General features: G+C 35.2%; 15 protein-coding genes. 7 read left to right on the plus strand and 8 right to left on the minus strand.

Features of this window, described 5'->3' with window-relative positions:
* Positions 1 to 53: 53 nt before the first annotated feature.
* Positions 54 to 791: a polysaccharide deacetylase family protein gene (locus PT603_RS02275; protein ID WP_155805604.1), complete on the minus strand. Its 738-nt coding sequence runs from the start codon at positions 789 to 791 to the stop codon at positions 54 to 56.
* A gap of 77 nt (positions 792 to 868) precedes the next feature.
* Positions 869 to 1,846 (minus strand): TolB family protein, encoded by a 978-nt coding sequence (locus PT603_RS02280; RefSeq protein WP_008239089.1) that lies wholly within the window; start codon positions 1,844 to 1,846, stop codon positions 869 to 871.
* A 396-nt stretch (positions 1,847 to 2,242) separates the two neighbouring features.
* On the opposite strand from PT603_RS02280, the gene PT603_RS02285 reads away from it, so the two are divergent.
* From PT603_RS02285 to PT603_RS02315, 7 genes are all read left to right on the plus strand, one after another.
* Positions 2,243 to 2,839, plus strand: a complete 597-nt coding sequence (locus PT603_RS02285; RefSeq protein ID WP_008239090.1) for an RNA polymerase sigma factor — start codon at positions 2,243 to 2,245, stop codon at positions 2,837 to 2,839.
* Between the two features lie 227 nt (positions 2,840 to 3,066).
* Complete coding sequence (locus tag PT603_RS02290; RefSeq protein ID WP_008239091.1) at positions 3,067 to 4,224, plus strand: FecR family protein; 1,158 nt, start codon at positions 3,067 to 3,069, stop codon at positions 4,222 to 4,224.
* Between the two features lie 93 nt (positions 4,225 to 4,317).
* Positions 4,318 to 7,767, plus strand: coding sequence for a SusC/RagA family TonB-linked outer membrane protein (locus PT603_RS02295; RefSeq protein ID WP_008239092.1), 3,450 nt, complete (start codon positions 4,318 to 4,320; stop codon positions 7,765 to 7,767).
* A gap of 12 nt (positions 7,768 to 7,779) precedes the next feature.
* Complete coding sequence (locus PT603_RS02300) at positions 7,780 to 9,624, plus strand: RagB/SusD family nutrient uptake outer membrane protein (protein WP_008239100.1); 1,845 nt, start codon at positions 7,780 to 7,782, stop codon at positions 9,622 to 9,624.
* A gap of 122 nt (positions 9,625 to 9,746) precedes the next feature.
* Complete coding sequence (locus PT603_RS02305; protein ID WP_008239101.1) at positions 9,747 to 11,324, plus strand: discoidin domain-containing protein; 1,578 nt, start codon at positions 9,747 to 9,749, stop codon at positions 11,322 to 11,324.
* Positions 11,325 to 11,341: 17 nt separating this feature from the next.
* Entirely contained in the window at positions 11,342 to 12,937 is a 1,596-nt protein-coding gene (locus tag PT603_RS02310) for an arylsulfatase (protein ID WP_008239102.1), read from the plus strand.
* A 12-nt stretch (positions 12,938 to 12,949) separates the two neighbouring features.
* A complete protein-coding gene (locus PT603_RS02315) occupies positions 12,950 to 15,232 on the plus strand; it encodes a glycosyl hydrolase family 95 catalytic domain-containing protein (protein WP_155805607.1) in 2,283 nt (760 codons plus the stop codon).
* A gap of 92 nt (positions 15,233 to 15,324) precedes the next feature.
* Here PT603_RS02315 and PT603_RS02320 read toward each other — a convergent pair whose 3' ends face one another.
* The 6 genes from PT603_RS02320 to PT603_RS02345 form a co-directional block, all read right to left on the minus strand.
* The gene (locus PT603_RS02320; protein WP_202946604.1) at positions 15,325 to 16,077 is read right to left on the minus strand and encodes a cupin domain-containing protein; all 753 of its coding nucleotides are present in this window, start codon (positions 16,075 to 16,077) and stop codon (positions 15,325 to 15,327) included.
* A gap of 368 nt (positions 16,078 to 16,445) precedes the next feature.
* Positions 16,446 to 17,564, minus strand: a complete 1,119-nt coding sequence (gene dnaN / locus PT603_RS02325) for a DNA polymerase III subunit beta (RefSeq protein ID WP_008239105.1) — start codon at positions 17,562 to 17,564, stop codon at positions 16,446 to 16,448.
* 74 nt (positions 17,565 to 17,638) lie between these two features.
* Positions 17,639 to 19,315, minus strand: coding sequence for a gliding motility-associated ABC transporter substrate-binding protein GldG (gldG, locus tag PT603_RS02330; RefSeq protein ID WP_008239106.1), 1,677 nt, complete (start codon positions 19,313 to 19,315; stop codon positions 17,639 to 17,641).
* Between the two features lie 3 nt (positions 19,316 to 19,318).
* Positions 19,319 to 20,029 (minus strand): gliding motility-associated ABC transporter permease subunit GldF, encoded by a 711-nt coding sequence (gene gldF, locus PT603_RS02335; RefSeq protein WP_008239107.1) that lies wholly within the window; start codon positions 20,027 to 20,029, stop codon positions 19,319 to 19,321.
* A complete protein-coding gene (locus PT603_RS02340; RefSeq protein ID WP_008239108.1) occupies positions 20,029 to 20,325 on the minus strand; it encodes a putative quinol monooxygenase in 297 nt (98 codons plus the stop codon). Before PT603_RS02340 ends, gldF begins: the two co-directional genes overlap by 1 nt.
* A gap of 16 nt (positions 20,326 to 20,341) precedes the next feature.
* Entirely contained in the window at positions 20,342 to 21,172 is an 831-nt protein-coding gene (locus PT603_RS02345) for an SAM hydrolase/SAM-dependent halogenase family protein (RefSeq protein WP_008239109.1), read from the minus strand.
* Positions 21,173 to 21,302: the final 130 nt, after the last annotated feature.

Genomic DNA, 21,302 nt, shown 5'->3' on the forward strand with positions numbered 1-21,302 from the left:
ACTATTTGAAAGTGCTCGCTAATATTGCGGGCACTTTTGTTTTAATACAGCGGCTATGGAATGATGTATTTAAAGGATGTGTACTTTTCTATTTCTTCAATAGAGTAAGTAAGATAGATAAGGGGTGTTAGATTTTTAATGGCATTTGGCAGGTAGCAATCTTGGACTAGGCTGAGGCCGTTGGAATGGATAAAAAATGAATCTAAATTAAAGGCTGCTTGACACTCCTGATAGTACTCAAGAGCCCACTTATAGGTTTCTTCATTAAGACCTGATGTAGGATCCTCTAGCATCTCTTTTAGCTCCTTTTTTTGTTGAATGTACAAATTATCCTTGTCCTTTTCCACCTTCTTTGTAATAGACTCAGACATCTCAATGATGTCTGAGATGAGTAACCACTTTCCTGTGGTAGCACTATAGGTAAAATATTCCGTCCAACTTGTACAATAGGCACCACATCCTTCGGCAGTAACGCTAAAGGAGATCAACCCATTTTGATTGTAGGTCACATTAAAATCTATGTAGATTATGCGGTCATCAGCCCATTTTTCAAATGTTGATTCGAGCGTTTCATCACTAAATTCGTTCCCTGTAAACCGATTTTTTATATCTGCATTTATAATAGCATCTACTTCTTTATTGTTGGTTCGAATAATGGGAAAATTCATCTTTCCTGATTGAATTTCTTTAAATCGGCTACTTTCCTTAACTCTAAAAGTATCTATTTTGACACTTTGACCAAATGAAATAGCTGTCATAAATAGTACTATTATTAAGAGACTCTTACTCATTTTAATAGTGTAGATTTGGGTAGGTTTAGGGAATATTTGAATGTAAGATGTAAAGCAACTATATTTTTTTCTTGTTCCTAATAGTTGTCTAAAACGTCTAAACTTATTTTGTAAATATTACTAAATCCATTAAGTGGGTTATGGGCAAGTTGTTTTATATCAGAGACTGTTTTTAACGCTTGGGTATTGAGTACAGTTCTTTCGCTTGAAAAGTAAAAAATGCGATTTTCCCAATCAATAAATGGACAAAAATCCAGTTTTTCAGAATTGATAAGGGTCCCCATATTTTTTGATTCTCCCCAGTTCCCATGTTCGTCTTTACGACTTATATATAAGTCTCCACCACCTTGACCATCCTTCCTGCCATACGAACTAAAAATGAGAAGATCTTCTTTTGGACTTATATAGGCGTTAAATTCATAATAGGCTGTATTTATTTCAACAGGTAAAACTTCTGGTGCTAAAAAGTGACCTTCTTTGTATTGGCTCATAAATATATCTTCTCGTCCAATTCCATCTTCTCGAGTTGCTGTAAAGAATAAGTTTCCTTTATCACTTAAAGAAGGAAAAAACTCATCCCCTTTGGTATTTATAATGGAATCAAGAGCGATAGGTTCTGCCCATTCACCCCCCACTTTATCAGTGTACCAGATGTTGTAATCGTTTCGAGTACTATCATTAAATATGGGTCTATTAGAGGCAAAGTAAATTCTATTTCCTTCATTGGTATAGAAAGGTTCTATATCGTGGTGCTTACTACCTGAAAAGGGTAAAATCTCAGGAGCTGTCCACTCACCGTTTTCTTGGCGCATTACAACCAAGGATCTTCTACTTTGTTTATAGTCTCCTAGGGTGTAGACGATTTCAGTACCTTTTGGGTTTATAGCCAGATCTCTTTCAAACAGTGCAGTGGAAATAATTCCTTCTCCAAATAAGCTTACACTGTCGGATGCCACTGTTATATCTAAGGTAGGTTTTTTTTCCTGCGATGTATGATTTGATTGGCAAGCTAGAAAAGGTAGTAAAATGAATATATAAAGGTATGAGTACTTCATATTGTTAAGGTTCAATGGGTGTTTATTTTTAAAATAATTGTCGGATGTTAATACTTATGAACAAAGTGAAACAAGCAAAACAAAACTAATTTATTTTGAAAATCATTCTTACTTCTATTGTCAGAATTTGGAAAGTTTAACTTTTATTTAAGGAAGTAGCTGTTGTTTATATGTGATTACATAAAATCATGGAAAACGTACTATTTACTTTAAAATGTTTTAAATGTAACATCAACAAGTTCAAAATTTTGAAAATTAATAAAATTGTATCATATTGAGCCAAATTAATTACGAAGGCTTATTTTATACAGAATTATCCTACTTCGTAAGCTTTTGAATTTAGATATTTTCGGACAGTAAAAACAATCCATCCTGATATAGATAAGTAATAAATTAATGGGAGTGATAGAAATAAATAATGAAAAAGTATTAATAAAGCAACTTGCATTAGGTAGTGAGTCTGCCTTTCAAAAGCTTTTCGATTCCTATTATAACATTATCTATAAATACAGTTTAAGTATGGTAGGGAGTAAACCACATGCAGAGGAGATTGTTCAGGAGGTGTTTTTAAAACTGTGGTTGAAAAGAGAATCCTTGAATCCAGAACTTTCCTTTAAATCATTTTTATTTACAATTACTAAAAATCAAACCATAACCTTTCTGAAGAAGGCCGCCAGGGTTGATAAACTTAGAGAAGAGGTCTTTTTTCATAGTCAAAAGTTTATTAGCAATACGGAATTACATATTAATGAACAAGAAATTGATTCCATAAAGAGAGAAGCCTTAGGTCTTTTACCATCAAGAAGACGTCTAATTTTTGAGATGTCTCGTTATGAGGGGAAAAGTTATGAGGAAATTGCAAATGAGTTAGGCATTTCAAAAAACACTGTAAAGAATCAAATGAATATGGCTTTGGAAACACTTCGTGATTTTTTGCTAAAGAATAAAGATATTGCATTAATGGTACTGCTGATTCATAAAAATTGGCTTTAGTTCTCTCTCCAAATTGATAAAATATGTATTTAAATCATTTTATTTTTAAAATGATTTAAATCGTTTAAACCCCTTGTCTTTATTGGAGGTCTGATGGTTTTATAATAACCTTTTCTTAAAGTTTTGTTAGCTTAAAATAAAAAAAAGGCAAACTGCTATGGTAGTTTTTTGCTTTAGGAGTGTATTATATATGTAAGACTCATTTTAGTTAACAAGATAAAATTTAGATGAAGGAGTTATTTATTAAATACATAAACCGAGAATGTTCAGAAGAAGAAATACAACAAATAGTTTCTTATTTCCAACATTCTGATGATTTTTCTGAGGTCCCTACAATTGAAGCCATTTCTCAATTGCTAGAAGATTTTCCCGACATGGATGAGGATTCAGTGTCACTTATTAGATCTAATATTCTGAAAATTGCTCGTGATGAAAAGGCTGTTAAAATTAAAAGAAGAAGAATAACTTTCATGTTTTACGCAGCTGCTGTATTTGTAGGGGTGGTGGCTATGACATATGTTTTCAAGGAATCGCTGTTCAATCCTAATTCCATGAAGGAATCAGTAGTTGAAAGCTCTCAGACCATACCTGGTACAGATAAGGCAACCTTAACTTTAGAAGATGGTTCTCAAATTGCTTTAGAGAAGAATAAGAATTTTAAGACTCAAAATGCAGTGAGCAATGGTGAAACGATTGTGTATACAAACTCGGATAAAAATAAGACAGCAATAGTCTACAATACATTAACTATTCCTCGTGGAGGGCAATTCTATGTAGAATTGTCTGATGGAACTAAGGTTTGGTTAAATTCAGCATCACAGTTAAAGTATCCTGTGACATTTGGTGATGACAAGCCTCGAAGTGTAGAATTACTATATGGAGAGGCTTATTTTGAAGTTTCACCTAGTAGTAAACATAATGGTCAAGGGTTTAGTGTTTTTACCGCTTCCCAGGAAGTGAAGGTTTTGGGAACTGAATTCAATATCAAAGCTTATTCAGATGAAGACTATGTGTATACCACTTTGGTTAATGGTAGTATTGCATTGAATGTAGAAAATCAGACAAGGGAACTTTTACCCAAGCAGCAATCAATTCATAGTAGTAAATACAATGTTCTCAAAGTTGTAGAAGCTGATGTCTATTCTGAAATTTCATGGAAAAATGGGTTGTTTAGTTTTAAAAGTAAATCATTAAAAGAGATCATGACCGTGTTGTCAAGATGGTATGACATAGATGTTATATTTGAAATTAAGGAACCTGAAAAAATTATGTTCAACGGGGTACTTAAGAAGAATTTAAGTCTGGAACAAATGTTAGAAATTATTAATAGAACAAACCTAATTAATGCATATGAAATAGAAAATAACACCATTACCATTAAATAAAAAAGGAGGATAAAGTCTATACCGCCACAGTACATTGTCTTTATCCCCTTTTGACCGATCAATTATTTACATAACTAATCAAAACACAAATTTATGAAATTTAAACTTACTAACTCTTCCTCCTTTAAGTGGGAGAAACCACTACTGTTTATAATGAAAACATTTATTCTCTTGTTTTGTACTACGGTTTTTAGTTTTACGACTACCAATGTTTTCTCTCAAAACACTAAAGTTGTCATTAGTAATGATATGTATCTTACTATTGATGATGTTTTCAATCTTATACGGGAACAAACAGACTTTTCTTTTTTGTATGAAAGAGATATTTTTAAGGATACCCCTAAAATTTATCTTAAGAAGGGGAAAATTGAGGCCAATAAGCTATTAGAGAAACTCATTTATGATAAGCGATTTAAGTTGGAATTATTGGAAAACAATATTGTTGTAATTAGCAAGAAGCCTAATATAGCTGATGTCCAAACCTATGAAATAAAAGGTTCTGTTTTTGATAAGGAGGGGATTCCCTTAACAGGAGCAAATGTTATGGAGAAGGGAACCCTCAATGGTGTTCAAACAGATTTTGATGGCAACTTTACTTTAAAAGTAACCCGCAAGACAGTAACCATTGTTATCTCTTTTATTGGATTCACTTCAAAGGAACTTGAGGTAGATTCTACTACTGATTTAAATATTGTGCTAGAGGAAGAGACGGCAGTGCTCAATGAAGTAGTTGTGGTTGGATTTGGTACTCAAAAGAAATCAGATCTTACCGGAGCTGTTAGTCAGGTGAAAATGGATGATGTTTTAGGAAATAGACCAGTGGCAAGTCTAGGTACCGCTTTACAAGGTACTATGGCTGGGTTTACCACATCGACAGCCAATGTCCCAGGCGGAGGAAATACTTTTAATATACGTGGTACGACTTCAATTAATGGAGGTTCTCCCTTGGTATTAGTTGACAATACGGTAATGGAAAACTTAAGTCTACTAAACCTAAATGATGTAGAAAGTATATCAGTTTTAAAAGATGCTTCGGCCGCTGCAATTTATGGAGCTCGTGCTTCTTTTGGGGTTATTCTTATTACCACAAAGAAAGGAAAGGCAAACTCAAAACCTTCCATCAAATACACTAATAATTTTTCAATTTCTAAACCTATTAATGTTCTTAAAGCTGCCTCACCTACTCAAACAGTAAATGCTCTTAAAGATATGGGGTATGATGGATATTGGTCAGGACAAAATATAGATCAATGGATAAGCCTTTTAAATGAATATAAAACAGACCCCACTCAATATCCTTTGGGATGGACAGAAGTAAATGGTACTAAATACTTTTTAAAAGAAACAGATGTTGTAGGTGACATGTTCGATAATTTTGGTGGCATCAAAATAATTCAAGATATCTCCATTGTTGGAGGTTCAGAGAAAAGTAACTATCGAATTTCATTAGGAAAAGTTAAAGAAGATGGTGTCTTAATATCTGATAAAGATGCCTATAAAAGAACTAATGTGTCTTCTTATATCAATTCAGATATTACGGATTGGTTGTCAACTTCATTAGATATTAAGTATGCTACAGATGAGCGTTCCTATCCTAATACTGGGATATTTGGTTTGTTCTTAACAAATTACCCCTCCTACCATCCAGAAGGAACCCTTCCATATCAAGGTGAAGAGTACCCAGTACAAACCCCTGAAAATGCAATCCGATATGGAAATAAGCAAACATGGATAAATAATAATATTAGACTATTTTCTCATACGACACTAAAGCCATTACCTAATTTACAAGTATCTTTTGATTATACATTTCAGCAGAATCATTTAAAGAACAGAAGGTACAATAATTATTTTGTACTTCATCAAGGATTGCAAGATGCCTTAAATCCATCGGATCCAAAAAATACATTTTATTTAGCCAATGAGCTGAGAAGCTACAAGACAATTAACCTCTATTCAAATTATAATGTATCCATTTCAGATGTTCATAATTTTGAGGCAGTTATTGGATTTAATCAAGAGGACCGCGACTATGAAATGCATTGGTCAAGATCCTATAATCAAATTAGTAATGAACAACCATTTTTAGGAGGCACTACAGGAACGACACCTCCAGATACAGGAGATGGATATGATAGGTTTACCTTAAGAGGTGGATTTGGTAGATTGAATTATAGCTATAAGGATAAATACCTTTTAAATTTAAATGGGAGGTACGACTTAAGTTCTAAGTTTCCTAAGGGATACAGAGGAGGTTTTTTTCCTTCTGTTTCAGTAGGTTGGGTAGTTTCTAAAGAATCCTTTTTTGAACCGCTTTCCAATTCGTTATCCTTCTTAAAATTAAGAGGGTCATTTGGAACTTTGGGTAATCAAAACATTGGGAATTATGGCTTTTTAGCTACTATGGATCCCTATAATGGAAACTGGATTTACAATGGCCAGCAACCCACTACACTATCTAGTCCTGGATTAGTAAGATCAAACTATACTTGGGAAAAAGTAGAAAGCTTAAATGGAGGAGTAGATTTCGGGGTCTTAAGTAATCGTTTGTCAGGATCATTTGAAATTTTCTCTAGAAAGACAACCGGCATGTTAGCACCAGGATTCGATTTTCCAGCAGTGGCTGGAGCACCTGCTCCCTTACAAAATGCTGCGGATTTGAATACCACTGGATGGGAACTTACCTTGGGTTGGAAAGATGTTATTAAGGATTGGACCTATAATTTGGGTTTTGTTATAAGTGATTCTAAGGCTGTAATTACAAAATTTGTAAATGAAAATGATGCCTTGAGTATTGGACCAAGTGGAGGTTTAATTAACTTCTACAAAGGCATGGAAATAGGTGAAATCTGGGGGTACGAAACTGATGGATTCTATTCAGCAGATGATTTTAATCCCAATGGTACTCTTAAAGAAGGAGTTGTAAGAATTAATGGAGTAATTTCTCATGAAGGAGATATAAAGTATAAAAACCTAAGAGATTCTGAAACCTCTGAAAATATAATTGACTTTGGGGAAAACACACTGAATAATCCTGGTGATAGAAAAATAATAGGTAATAGTACACCTAGATATAACTATGGAATTAATGGGGCCTTAACTTATAAAAATGTAGGTTTCTCTTTTCTTTTACAAGGAGTAGGAAAAAGAAATTTATGGGTAGGAGGGGAAGTTATGTTCCCACATTCCAATACTTTTTCTACGATTTTAAGTCATCAACTTAATTATTGGACCCCAGAAAACACCGACGCATATTACGGTCGTATATATGCAAATGGTCAAGATGCACATTATGTAAACCAACGTGTGCAAACAAGATTTTTACAAGACGCCTCCTATTTACGATTAAAAAATGTAACCTTAAGTTATAAGCTAGCAAGTAAAATCCTTGAAAAATTTGGTTTAGATGAGTTTAATATATTTTATAGTGGGGAAAATCTTCTAACATTTTCAAATTTAGTTCACGGAGTAGACCCTGAGTCTACTGGCTGGAGTTACCCTAACTATTCGACATCTTCTATTGGGTTTAATGTTAAATTCTAAAAAGCAAAAAAAATGAAAAAATACACTATAAAAAATATAAGGAACTTATTCATCAATTTGCTTCTAATAGCAACTACTATATTGAGTATATCAAGTTGTAATGATGATTTCTTAGAAGAACTTCCTAAAGATCAATATACTGATAAAACGGCCTTTATTTCCTACGAGAATTTTAAAACATATGCATGGTCGTTATATAATGTGTTTTCAGCTGGTAGTCATTTACAACGAATAAGTGATTTTGGTTCAACCTATGCAGGAGATATAGAAGCGAATTATCTTTATCAGCCTAATGGTAGGAATCAATGGGCATGGCAGTTAGTAAGTGTGCAAAATAATCCAGGAGGATGGGATTATTCATATATACGAACTGTAAATGTGATGTTAGATAATATCGAGAATTCTCAGATGACCGAGATTGAAAAAAATCATTGGCGTTCAGTTGGGTTGTTTTTTAGGTCTTATCATTATATGGAATTGTTGAGTCGATTTGGAGGTGTGCCATGGATAGAGCATGTAGTAACTGAAGATCAAACGGATATTATTTATGGAGAAAGAGATAGTAGAGACCTAGTGGCTTCAAATATTCTTAGAGATTTGAAATTTGCTGAAGAACATATTAAAGTTACTGGGGATGGTAAAAATACAATAAACCAGGCTGCAGTCAGAGCTCTTATTTCTCGATTTGGTTTACGAGAGGGGACTTGGAGAAACTATCATGGACTTCCACAATCGGAACTTTATCTTCTAGAAGCTGAGAGAACATCCAAACTTTTAATAGATGCCTATCCCACTATTGCTGCTAATTTTCAGCATCGTTGGTCCACAGAGGATTTAGGCAGTTATCCTGGAATTATCCTTTATAAAGAATATGCAACAAATGTAATTATGCAACCATTTTCTCGTCATGAAAGAGGGGGAGGACAAACCGTTGAAATGCACGCTAGAACGATTGAAAGATACCTATGTAGTGATGGAAAACCTATCTCAACTAGCAGTGTATATGATGGTGATGCTACTATGAATGATGAATTTAGAAACAGAGATTTACGATTGTTGTATCGAGTATTTCCTCCTTACAAGGTGAAGCGAATTAATGGGAATAATGTGGATTGGGAATTTACTGATAATCCACAAGATAGGGAGTATATTGATTTAATGAATAATCTAGATCCTACAGGAAATAGACCATTTCCTTTGTTGACATGGCAACCATTTACTATAGATAGGATGCCACATATAAAAGGCTCAGCCAGTTCACTTGCTCCTATGTCAAATTACTGTGGTTACTATATGAATATGTTTTATAATGTAGAAACCAATGTAACTGGAGGGGCCACTTTTTCTACAACGGATTCTCCAATTTTTCATATTGAAGAGGTGATGTTAAATTATGCTGAAGCCATGTTTGAACTTGGAAAATTCACGCAAGAGGTTGCTGATCTTACTATTAATAAATTACGTGCTCGAGCAGGTGTTTCTGATATGGTTGTTAGCGAAATTTCAGATGCATTCGATCCTAATAGAGATCAAACTGTACCTGCTGTTTTATGGGAAATTCGAAGAGAACGAACTGTAGAACTTATGGGTGAAGGTTTTGGTTTTAATGATATCAGACGATGGAAAAAGGCGGATTATTTTATAAATCAACAACCTTTAGGTGTTCGTATGCCAAAAGCGGGTAACCCAACCTCATTAAAATGGGTTGAATCAGGCGATGATGCAGGTCGTTGCTATAGAGTTGATGATGTTCAACAACTTGGTCTTGGATGGCAGGAGCATTATTATCTGTATCCAATCCCACTAGGTCAACGAACACTTAATCCTAATTTGGATCAGAATCCGCTTTGGGAATAAACGCCATAATTTATTGCGTAAAAGTTATCTGAGAAATTATTTTATAATTAGCAGTTGAACCCATTTGGACTTTTTAGTTGAAAAAAATGTTTCAAATGGGTTCATAATTAACCACGAAACCTATGATTAAATATAAAACCCTATATAGTTTAGTTCTATTAATGGTAATTTCCTGTACTAAGGACACTGTCACAGATTCAAATCCAGATCCTGACCCAGGTAATAATACTGGTATAGTTGAAAATGAATGGAAGGACAATCCGTATAAACTTAATGTAGTTTACTTTGTTCCCAATGATATGACTCCGGTGGCAGATTATGAGGCTCGGATAGAGAAAATCATGTTTGACGCTCAGGAATTTTTTGCTATCAACCTGGAAAGAGAAGGGTACGGAAGAACCTCATTCGGATTAGATCTTACCAATGAAGGGAAACTAAACATTATTACTATTACAGGTCAACAAGGTAAAAGTGCCTATCCCTATAGTGGAGGAGGAGGTGTGGTTGTAACAGAATTGGAGGCTTACTTTAATCAACATCCTGATAAAAAGAAAAGTGAACATACCCTGGTTCTTCTTCCATCAACTTCAGGCGATCCTCTAAATCCTGGAGGCGTGCCATTTTATGGATATGGTAGGTATTGTTTTGCATTAGATTATGAGCATATGGATGCAAAATACTTAGGGCAAAATACTAATTTGGGAAATTTAGCTACCAAGTGGATAGGAGGGTTGGTTCATGAGTTGGGACATGGTCTTAATGCTCCTCACAATAGAGAACTTAAAAGCTTAAAGCCAACACTAGGAACAGCTTTAATGGGGACTGGTAACTCTTCCTATGGCAAGTCTCCTACATTTATTACTGCTGCTCATTCCGCTATTTTTGCCAATTCTCAAACCTTTAGAACTTCTACCAGATCTGATTGGTATTCTGGGGCAAGTACCAAGATCACTAATATAAAGGGAAAATTTGAAGGTAATAAGATTATTGTAGCTGGCAACTTTACTTCAAACAGTCAAGTCACAGCTATCAATATTTGGCATGATCCACATCCTGCTGGAGCCGCCAATCAAGATTATGATGCACTTTCCTACACATCCCTGCCTATTGGACAAGATAGTTTGTATTTTGAGAGTTCTTTAGATGATTTTTACGATCTAAATGGTAAATATCAATTACGTTTCAGTTTTTTGCATGAAAACGGTTCAAGAGTTACTAGAGCCTATGAGTATGAATTTATCAATAATATACCCACTATCGAAGTAATAAATACAAGAGACCTAATGGATAGATCTACTTGGTCCATTATTGATGTTGATAGTGAGGAAGACAATGGGCCTGTATCTGGATTGTTAGATGGTGATGTGGCCTCCTTTTGGCACACTCAGTGGAAGAATACCTTGCCAAATCACCCCCATTATTTTGTTCTTGATATGGGAGCAGTTACAACAATAAAGGGATTTGCTTTTGAAAATAGGTCAAGCTTGAATGGATCCATTAAAGATTTCGAAATGTTTAAAAGTAATGATGGAGTTAATTGGACAAGTATTGGAACCTATTCCTTAGCTCAGGTACAAAATGTTCAATATGTAGATCTTGCATCCGTACAATCCTTTAGATATATGAAACTGGTTACTCTTAACTCTCATGGAGATTTTAGTTATACTCATTTAGCAGAATTAAACGCCTACAATAATTAAAACCTGAATAACTTACTATGAAAACTAGTAAAATAAAACTGATATTGAATAGTATACTACTAGGTGTACTTATGAATAATTATGGGATATATGCTCAAAAAAACAAAACCCATAAAGTTCAAAAACCTAACGTGATTTATATCATGGCTGATGATTTGGGCCCTGGAATGTTATCGTATTATGGACAAAAGTATTTTACCACACCTAATATTGATAAGTTGGCCAATCAAGGTACGGTATTTAGTAATTCGTATTCTAGTACCTTTTGTGCCCCGTCAAGAGCAACTCTTCTATCTGGGTATAACGATTGTCGTAAAAATAAGTATGTACTTACTAGTGGGAGAGGGTATTTGGCTTCTGCTACAGACCCTTCTAAAGATCAAGAAATACAGGATAAGATAAATGCTGCCATAGGCAAAGAACCTGATATTATGTACCTGCCTCAGGTTTTTAAAGAGGCAGGTTATATAACAGGACAAGTTGGTAAGTTGGATTATGGATTTGTTACTACGGCCAAACAAATGAATAACCATGGATGGGATTATCATTATGGCTATTATGACCATACACAATGTCACGGCTTTTACCCCATGTTTCTACACGAGAATGGAATGCGATTTTCAATACCTGGTAATACACATCCAGATGCTGCCAAGACTGGTGAATGGGGATCTGATGAGCACCAAGAAAAAGCTAGATGGGATATGAACGGTAAGGCGGTTTATTCACAAGATTTGTTCTTAACAAAGATGATTCAATTTATTCGTGAAAATAAGGACCAACCCTTTTTCTTATATCATCCAACACAACTACCTCATGGGCCAGTAGCCATACCCGCTATTCATCCTGAATTAGTGTTTAATGATTCCCTAACACAGATTGAAAAAGCATATGCCTCTATGGTTAAAAGATTAGATGACGACTTAGGTGTACTGTTAAATGAACTTGAAGAATTAGGTATTGCTGAGAATACAATGATTGTTTTCTCTTCTGATAATGGGCATGAGTTATATTATTCCTTCAAGGATCGTGTTTCAAAGCCATATATGAATATGATCACTAATACGCCTTATAATAATGTCACCGACAAATTCTACAGTGAAATAGGTGGTGATGTTTTTGATGGTAACCAAGGTCAGGCAGGCCTTAAACGGAGTAATTGGAATGGTGGTGTAAGGGTACCTTTGTTTGTTTATTGGCCCAAAAAAGTAAAATCTCAAACCACCGATAAGTTGGTAGCTAATTATGATTTTATGTCGACCATGGCTGAAATGCTAGGAGTTAAAATTCATGAAAACAAGGACGGTGTATCATACTATAACACGTTAGTTGGAGGTAAACTTAGGAACACACAATACCATTCCTCCATTGCATTTGCTTCATTCATGGGACCAGCATTAATCACAAATGACGGATGGAAACTGAGGTATTTTACTCCGAAGAATATTTTTCAATTATATTATTTGCCTGAAGACTATAAGGAAGAAGTTGATCTGTCAACTAAATACCCTGAAAAAGTGGAAGCTTTGAAAAAGGAACTAATCGAAAAGTGTGATGGAGATTTGATTAATGGACTTACGAGCTATGATCGAAATTTTATTTATGTTAAATAAAAATATATGGTAATGATGAGAAATATATGGTTGTTGTCCTGTGCTCTTTTGATTTCATGCGCTAACAATGGAAGTGATACTTTATATGGAAAACATGACTTGGTTTCGGATCAATTGGCAAAAACATGGGATGAAGGTCTGCCATTGGGTAACGGTGTTATTGGTGCTTTGGTTTGGGAGAAGGAAAATAATTTAAGAATGTCTTTGGATAATGTGAATCTTTGGGATTTACGGCCGATGGAAAATTTGAACACTCCTTTTTTTAAATTTTCATGGGTACAAGAGCAATGGAAAAATAATAGATATAGAGATGTACAAAATACATTTGATGTACCCTATGATAACGCACCTGCTCCTTCCAAAATACCAGGAGCAGCTATTGAATTTAACAGTAAGAGTTTAGGGAAGGTTACATCAGCTAGATTAGCAGTTTCTGATGCTATTTCACATGTGTCATGGGAAAGTGGTGTAACGTTTAATTCCTTTGTGCATGCTACTGACCAAGTAGGCTGGTTTAGATTTAAAGGATTAAAAAGTGAAATTGTTCCTATTCTTATACCACCAGCCTATCAGGTAGAGGATGATAGCACTTCAGTAGCTAGCATTAGTAGACAAGATTTACGAAGGCTAGGATATAAGAAAGGGAATGTGGAGGTTAAAGATAATAGCATAACTTATACTCAAGAAGGTTTCAATGGATTTTCATATGATGTACATGTTTCCTGGGTGCAAAATGGGGATGTCTTAGAGGGAAGTTGGAGCATTACTTCAAGTTTATCGGAAAGTCATTTAACTGCAAAGGAGCTAGTTGAAGAAAAAATGAAGCTTGGATATTCGGATTCATTTCGAACTCATAAACAATGGTGGAGGCAATATTGGCAGAAGTCGTCCATTCAGATTCCAGATTCTATTTTAGAGAAACAGTGGTACTTAGAGCAGTACAAATTTGGTTCTGTAGCGCGAGATGGAACACCTCCTGTCTCATTGCAAGCTGTATGGACTGCAGACAACGGTAAATTACCACCATGGAAGGGAGATTTTCATCATGATCTAAATACTCAATTAAGTTATTGGGCTTCTTATTCAGGAAATCATCTTGACTTGGAAAATGGCTATTTACAGTGGATGCTTAAGAATAAAGATACTTTTAAGAAGTACACACAAGATTATTTTGAATCAGATGGATTAGCGGTGCCTGGGGTAACTACATTGACTGGAGAGCCTATGGGTGGATGGATTCAATACGCGTTTGGACCAACAGTGTCAGGGTGGCTTGGATTGCATTTTTACTGGCATTGGCGTTTTTCAATGGATGAGGTCTTTTTAAAAGATAAAGCATACCCATGGATAAAAGATGTAGCCGTTTTTTTTGATGAAATTTCAGTTAAGGATGAAAATGGCTTACGAAAATTGCCTATTAGTTCAAGCCCTGAAATTCATGACAATTCAAGGAATGCCTGGTTTGGAGAGACTACTAATTTTGATCTTGCTGCCATTCGTTGGACTTACGAAAAAGCAACTGAATTAGCAACTCACTTAGGTAAAACCCAAGAGGCCGAAAAATGGAATAAATTGCTAGGAGAATGGCCTAATTTTGCTATCCACTCTTCTGAAGGTCTTATGCTCGCTCCAGAACATTCCTATACAAGTTCCCATAGGCATTTTTCTCATTTGATGGCATTTCATCCCTATGCATTAATTGACTATAGTAAAGGAGATGCACACAAAACAATTATAGATAATACCGTAAATCATTTAATTGAAAAGGGGTCAGATTATTGGACTGGATATTCTTTTAGTTGGTTAGGAAATCTACAAGCACGGATATTTGATGGGGAAGGGGCAGCCAAAACATTGCGAATTTTTGCAGAGAATTTCTGCCTTCCCAATAGCTTTCACGTAAATGGTGAGCAACATAATAAGGGATATTCAAAGTTTAAATACCGACCCTTTACACTTGAGGGAAATTTTGCATTTGCTGCCGCTATTCAGGAAATGTTACTTCAGAGTCATACAAGAGTTATTCATGTTTTTCCAGCTATTCCCTCTACTTGGGAAGATGTGAGCTTTACCTCATTACGCGGGGATGGTGCATTTTTAATTTCAGCTAAAATGGAGAAAGGCAATGTAACTCATGTGGAAATCATCTCTGAAAAAGGAGGAGAGCTAAAATTACGCAATCCTTTTAGAAATCATAATTTTAAATGTTCTTCAGCATTTACTGTTCAAGATGATATATTGCATATTCCAACTACAGAAGGACAGAACATCCTTTTAAGTATGGATAATAAATAATTTGTAGAATAGTATCCAAGTCTTGTAGAACTTGGATACTATCTTTAGTATTTAGGTTAGTTGCTTCAATGCCTAAGTTTTATACTTCTATCTTAATGATGGTGTTTTCCATATTTTTCTAATGCAGTGCCTACGTCTAACATAGGTACTCTTAGCATACCATTTTTTACATCTTCAGCGGCATATATATCTAGATTATGAATGTCGTATAGTTTGTTATTGAGATCAAGCATTATCACATCAAAAGTGAATGCGGTGGGACTATTTGCGATAAACCAATGAATATTGTCTTTTTCATCTGAAATGGAAGAACTTTCACCAAGCTTTGCAATTTTGTCTATTGAAGGTTTGATGAGTAAGTGTTGTTCATCCTGTGCTATTTTTTCATAATGACGCAGATGCATTTCTCCTTTTAAAATAAGGTGAGCGGAGGCCATATTACTATGTCCGTGTGGGATGATGGCTCGATCCTTTTTCATTCCAAAAATCTTTTTCACGTATATCGTGTTTGCTGGAAGACCTATTAGCTTGGGAAAAGTAACTTTCCGTGTGGCAACACCAAGATCTGGATATTGAAATCCTTTGATTAATTGTTCAAATTGGATAAATTTTAGAATTTCTTCTAATTCAATTTGAGCATATAATTCTTCTATTTTCTCTTGCCATTGGACCACTGTAATGGAATCTGTTCTTAAATCAGAGCAGAATTCGTTCAGCTGGATGGACCAGTGGTCCGTTAGAGGTTTAATTTTGCTAGCTATACCGTTAAAGGCAAAAAGGGAGTCCATTAGGGCAAAACTAGTCACGGTGGCCATCATATCCTTTGTAAACACTCTTCGATCCATTTTATAAAATTTAAATGCACCACCTGTTACCTACCTAAATTCAGATACAGGAAGTACCCTTAAATTACAAATAATAGGTTGAAATTCAGTAGGTTTTAACAATAATAATAATTTTTAGACTTACTAGTAAATAGTTTGGCTTCTAAGACATCGTTTTAAGCCACTTCTTTAGATGAATCTACTAAAAGAGTTAAAGGACCATACTCTCGAAGGGGTCTTTTATTTTTGTGAGATAGAAAAATGATGTAACTAAATAAGAGAATTTTTTAATTAATTCCTTTCATGTTCAAAAAAAATAAGCCCTATGCAGATAGGGCTTATAGATATAGTAAATGCCAAATAAAATGGTTGGCACCGATTGTAAATGATTAATTATTTAGCATTACAGGCATCACTAACATGGTTACATGCTCTCCTTCATCAAGTCCGTCAGTAGGTGTTAAGATACCAGCTCTATTAGGGAGCGACATTTCTAATGTCACATCATCGGATGTTAATATATTCAACATTTCGGTAAGGAATCGAGAGTTAAATCCAATTTGCATATCATCACCTTGGTAGTCACAACTTAAACGCTCTTCTGCCTTGTTGCTGTAATCAATATCTTCAGCAGAAATATTAAGTTCAGCACCGGCTACTTTAAGACGAATTTGGTGTGTAGTTTTATTTGAGAATATAGATACACGACGTACTGAGCTAAGAAACTGTTGACGACTTATAGTTAATTTGTTTGGGTTTTCTTTTGGAATCACCGCTTCGTAATTAGGATATTTTCCATCAATTAGGCGGCAAACCAGTTCAATGTTTTCAAAAGAAAACTTAGCATTGCTATCGTTGTACTCGATGACAACTTCACTTTCACTACCCCCTAAGATTCCTTTAAGTAGGGTCAAAGGTTTCTTTGGCATAATAAATTCCGCAACTTGAGGAGCAGAAACATCAGAACGTTGATATTTAACGAGCTTATGCGCATCAGTAGCTACAAAAGTCAGGTGTTCTGGTGAAAATTGGAAAAATACACCACTCATTACAGGGCGTAAATCGTCATTCCCTGCAGCGAAGATGGTTTTACTAATGGCAGTAGCCAAAATATCACCTAAAACTGTTGTAGTGCTAGGATCAGGTAGGCTTACTGGTTTTGGAAACTCAGCACCATCTACATATGCTAATGCATATTTACCATAGTTGGAACTAATTTCAATAGTATTGTTGTCCTCTACAACAAAAGTAAGAGGTTGCTCAGCAAAAGTTTTTAGCGTTTCAATTAACAATTTAGCAGGTACAGCAATACTGCCCTGAGAAGTAGATTCTACCTCTAGTATACCACGCATAGTGGTTTCTAAATCGGAAGCTGAAACGGTAAGCTGATTGTTATCTAATTCAAACAGGAAGTTGTCAAGAATAGGCAATGTATTGCTATTGTTGATAACACCTCCCAATACTTGAAGTTGTTTTAATAAATACGAGCTTGATACTATAAATTTCATCTATTATCGCTATTTTACTGCTAGCTACAAATATATTTGAAAACTGCCTCTTTTTGAAACAAATTTATTAACATTTACAGCACATATTTTTTTCGTCGGATAAAGCTAAATACGATGCCGAAAAGGAGTAGTAAAACTAGTGGGAGCCCTATATTCAAGGCTTTCCAGTGATTTTTTTCGGTGTTTACTTTCTCCTTATCAAGAAAAGCTAATTGAATTTCCTTAGTGCGAATGTTTATAAGTCCATTTTCGTCTAACAGATAATTCACGCAATTGCGGAGAAACTCTTTATTTCCATAAAAATTGTTTGTCCATTTATCATACCCTAATTCAAGCGGTCGGCCCTGGCTCACTTGATTTTTTATAAGATCACCATCTGCAATTACGATCATTTTCGTTGGGATACTCTCTTCCTTAATTTGTGGTAGTTGAACTGGTTTAACGCGGTTTTTAAACACAGAGGTAAAGGATCCTTCTAGTAGGACGGCCAATGGAAGATTTCCATTTTTATAACTTTCTCTATCGGGTTGTTGGTAAATTGAATTTAAGCTTATTTCTTCAGGGGTTCCTTCCGTTTTTGACAGTGGAGAGCTAGTAAATAGTACTGTTTTTTTAATGTCATTATCCAATAAGTCAATACTGTTGGCAAATCGCAGCCACAAATAGTCTAAATTGTTAGTTATAGGATGTCCTTCTATTGGGGTAACAAGTGGGTAATAACGCCATGGAACAGGATTGTATTGAGATTGGCTACCATCACCCATCGCCATCACAATTTGAGTACAATAGAGGTCGTTTACAAGATTCGGATTCATTCGAATACCGTACCTGAAGAACATGTCATTGGTGTTGAGGTCATTTGGAAAGGCAATGGTTTTACCCGATTGATTATACAAACTGTCCATTTCAATAGTGACCTGATCCAGTAACCATAATGATTTTCCGCCATGCATGGTAAACTGGTCAAGGATTTGTTTTTCCTGATCAGTAAAACGCTGGGTTGGTTTTGCTACCAAAAGTAGGTCAAACTCGTTTAGTTGCTGCGCAGTTTTAATTGGATTCGTAGCAACAGAGTCTAGTGTAAATGGAGCGATATGATAGTAATCTCGTAACTGGGTAATGAAATCGGCTATATAGATATCTTCTAATTGACCATTTCCTTTTAAAACGGCTATTTTCTGTTTTTCATTTATCAATAATTTCGCAATAGCATCTGTAAAGGCGTATTCCAAATGTTGAACAGAATTCAATATGCGCTGATCGCTATCCGCACCTAATTTATTCTTAAGAAGAGGAACTTTTACAGAACGTTCACCATAATTGGCAATTGCCCAAGGGAAAACAACTTCTTCAGAGGTCTTAGTTCCTTCAGTAACGGTTACGTTTGCTGGGGTTAACCCCATTTGAAACAAGTTTTTAATTACTTCATCAGGTTGTGCCTCGTCTTCTAAAGGATTGACGAAATTGAAATGAATATTTTTGTTGATTGCTCTGTATTCCTCCAATAATTGAAGTGTCTCTAATTGTAATCTTTTGAATTCTGAAGGAAAGTTGCCTTCTAATAACACATCAATATAAAGTGGAGCTTCAATAGATTGTAGTTGTAATACGGTAGATTCCGAAAGTGTATAGCGCTGATCTTGTGTGAGGTCAAAACGTTTATATGCGATTCCAGAAATCCAGTTGACGATAAGAACTAAAGCAAGTCCAATGACAATCCTAGGGCTAATATATGTTAGGTATTCTTTCATGGATTAATTGCGCTTAAGTGATAATACAGTAAGGTATAGGAAAAACACGGCCATGGATATGAAATAAATGAGATCTCGTGTATCTATAACACCTCTTCCTATACTGTCAAAATGTGCTTTAAGGCTCCAAGTAGTTTCTGTATTAAATAGCAACTGAATGACTTCATCAATGCCATAATACAGGAAAAAACTAAACAATACCGCAAGCATGAATGCCACAATCTGATTTGTTGAAAGGGTAGAAGCAAAAATACCTATGGCAGTGTAAGACATGGCTAAAAAAAGAAGTCCAATATAGGATCCTAATGTACTACCAATATCTAAATTACCTGCAGGATTTCCAAGCTGCCATACCGTCCATACATATAGAATGGTAGGGATTAGTGCTAGTATGGTAAGAAAAAGAGCGGCTACATATTTACCAATAACCATTGACCAAAGACTGATAGGTTTTGTAAACAGCAGTTCCAAGGTTCCCATTTTCTTTTCTTCTGAAAAGCTTTTCATGGTAATAGCTGGAATTAAAAAGATAAATATCCAGGGAGTAAGCTGAAAGAAAGGAAGTAAATCAGCAAATCCGCTATCCAATATATTGAAGTTGCCTTCAAATACCCATAAAAAAAGACCGTTGAGAATGAGAAAAACAGCAATTACCAAATAGCCTATGGGTGAGGCGAAAAATGAACTGATTTCTTTTTTAAACAATGCTATCATTACGACAAACTTACTATTTTTTGAACACTCCAGGCTTCTGGTTTTGCAGAAAACCATACTTTGGTAGTAGACCATACTTTTTTAAACAACTCCGAATCCCTGTAGGTATTAAGTGCTTCTTCAGTTTCCCAATAACTATAGGTGAAAAATACCTCTGGTTGTTTCAAGTCTTGATATAGTTCAAGAAAAGTACACCCTTTAAAATTTCTTATAAGGTGTTTATGGGCCTCAAAAGTGTCTTTGAATTCATTGATATGTTGGGAGTCAAAAGTCATTTTTACAATTCGTACAAGCATTTCTTAATGGAAGTTTTTATAAAAAATTGATGGATACTGGGTCAAGGTATTGCAGACCAAGTAGGGTGGAGGCCCCACCAACAGTTTCTAGATTACTCTTGTATATGGCAATTTCAAGATGGCCACTACTATTGAATAAGGCTAATTTTTTCCCATCATCATTTCGTTTTGACTTGGGGACACTGAAATTGATAGCTTCACTATAGGTGTTATATATTTCTTGAAAACGATAGTTTCTGGCCATTACTTCATAAGGTCGTCCCTGACGTACTTGTTCAAAGTAGGCCTTTGTGATATTAGTAATCACATTGCCGTAATTGTCTATATATATGATCTTACCCGCCAATTGAGACATATTTTGATTCAATACGGGGATGAAATCTACCACTTCCTTTAACTGGGTAAATGGTTTTCCAATAACTTCAAGGGTTCCTCCTCGTGCTATATGACAGGCCACTTTTGCAAAAATATCCAAGGAAGAAAATGCCGACTGTTCTTGTTGAGGTAAAGCAATCTCAACAAGCTTGTCGTATTGTTTGTGGGCAGTTAGCAGGGATAGGATTCCATTGTCCGCCCCAATAAAATAATGACCATCAAAAGCCATTGCAATATGGGTGTTTTCTAGGGTGCGTTCTGTATCAACACCGATAAGATGTACCGTTCCTTTAGGGAAGTGTTTATATGAATTACGGAGTAAATAGGCCGCTTGATAGGTATTAAAGGGGCTCACAGAGTGGGTAATATCTATCAAGTTGACCGAACCTAATTCAGAGTAGATGGCGCCCTTAAGCGCTCCGGCATAATAGTCTTTTTCTCCGAAATCTGTCGTTAAAGTAATAATCGCCATGAATGGTTATACGGTTTGATAGTTTGAAACACTAAGTGTTTTCGTATATTGGTAAAAGTAACTAACAAAAAGTTGTTCATAAATACCTTCACAAACCTACTAAAATCTAAGCGATAATTTATAAATTCAA

The sequence above is a fragment of the Imtechella halotolerans genome (assembly GCF_028743515.2).
GTDB classification, from domain to species: domain Bacteria; phylum Bacteroidota; class Bacteroidia; order Flavobacteriales; family Flavobacteriaceae; genus Imtechella; species Imtechella halotolerans.

What these genes read in the sequence shown, in the direction of transcription:
- gldF (WP_008239107.1), bottom strand. Translation starts at nt 20,029, where the DNA reads ATGATAGCATTGTTTAAAAAAGAAATCAGTTCATTTTTCGCCTCACCC.
- PT603_RS02305 (WP_008239101.1), top strand. Translation starts at nt 9,747, where the DNA reads ATGATTAAATATAAAACCCTATATAGTTTAGTTCTATTAATGGTAATT.
- PT603_RS02320 (WP_202946604.1), bottom strand. Translation starts at nt 16,077, where the DNA reads ATGGATCGAAGAGTGTTTACAAAGGATATGATGGCCACCGTGACTAGT.
- PT603_RS02345 (WP_008239109.1), bottom strand. Translation starts at nt 21,172, where the DNA reads ATGGCGATTATTACTTTAACGACAGATTTCGGAGAAAAAGACTATTAT.
- PT603_RS02295 (WP_008239092.1), top strand. Translation starts at nt 4,318, where the DNA reads ATGAAATTTAAACTTACTAACTCTTCCTCCTTTAAGTGGGAGAAACCA.
- PT603_RS02290 (WP_008239091.1), top strand. Translation starts at nt 3,067, where the DNA reads ATGAAGGAGTTATTTATTAAATACATAAACCGAGAATGTTCAGAAGAA.
- PT603_RS02315 (WP_155805607.1), top strand. Translation starts at nt 12,950, where the DNA reads ATGATGAGAAATATATGGTTGTTGTCCTGTGCTCTTTTGATTTCATGC.
- PT603_RS02275 (WP_155805604.1), bottom strand. Translation starts at nt 791, where the DNA reads ATGAGTAAGAGTCTCTTAATAATAGTACTATTTATGACAGCTATTTCA.
- gldG (WP_008239106.1), bottom strand. Translation starts at nt 19,315, where the DNA reads ATGAAAGAATACCTAACATATATTAGCCCTAGGATTGTCATTGGACTT.
- PT603_RS02310 (WP_008239102.1), top strand. Translation starts at nt 11,342, where the DNA reads ATGAAAACTAGTAAAATAAAACTGATATTGAATAGTATACTACTAGGT.
- PT603_RS02300 (WP_008239100.1), top strand. Translation starts at nt 7,780, where the DNA reads ATGAAAAAATACACTATAAAAAATATAAGGAACTTATTCATCAATTTG.
- dnaN (WP_008239105.1), bottom strand. Translation starts at nt 17,564, where the DNA reads ATGAAATTTATAGTATCAAGCTCGTATTTATTAAAACAACTTCAAGTA.
- PT603_RS02285 (WP_008239090.1), top strand. Translation starts at nt 2,243, where the DNA reads ATGGGAGTGATAGAAATAAATAATGAAAAAGTATTAATAAAGCAACTT.
- PT603_RS02280 (WP_008239089.1), bottom strand. Translation starts at nt 1,846, where the DNA reads ATGAAGTACTCATACCTTTATATATTCATTTTACTACCTTTTCTAGCT.
- PT603_RS02340 (WP_008239108.1), bottom strand. Translation starts at nt 20,325, where the DNA reads ATGCTTGTACGAATTGTAAAAATGACTTTTGACTCCCAACATATCAAT.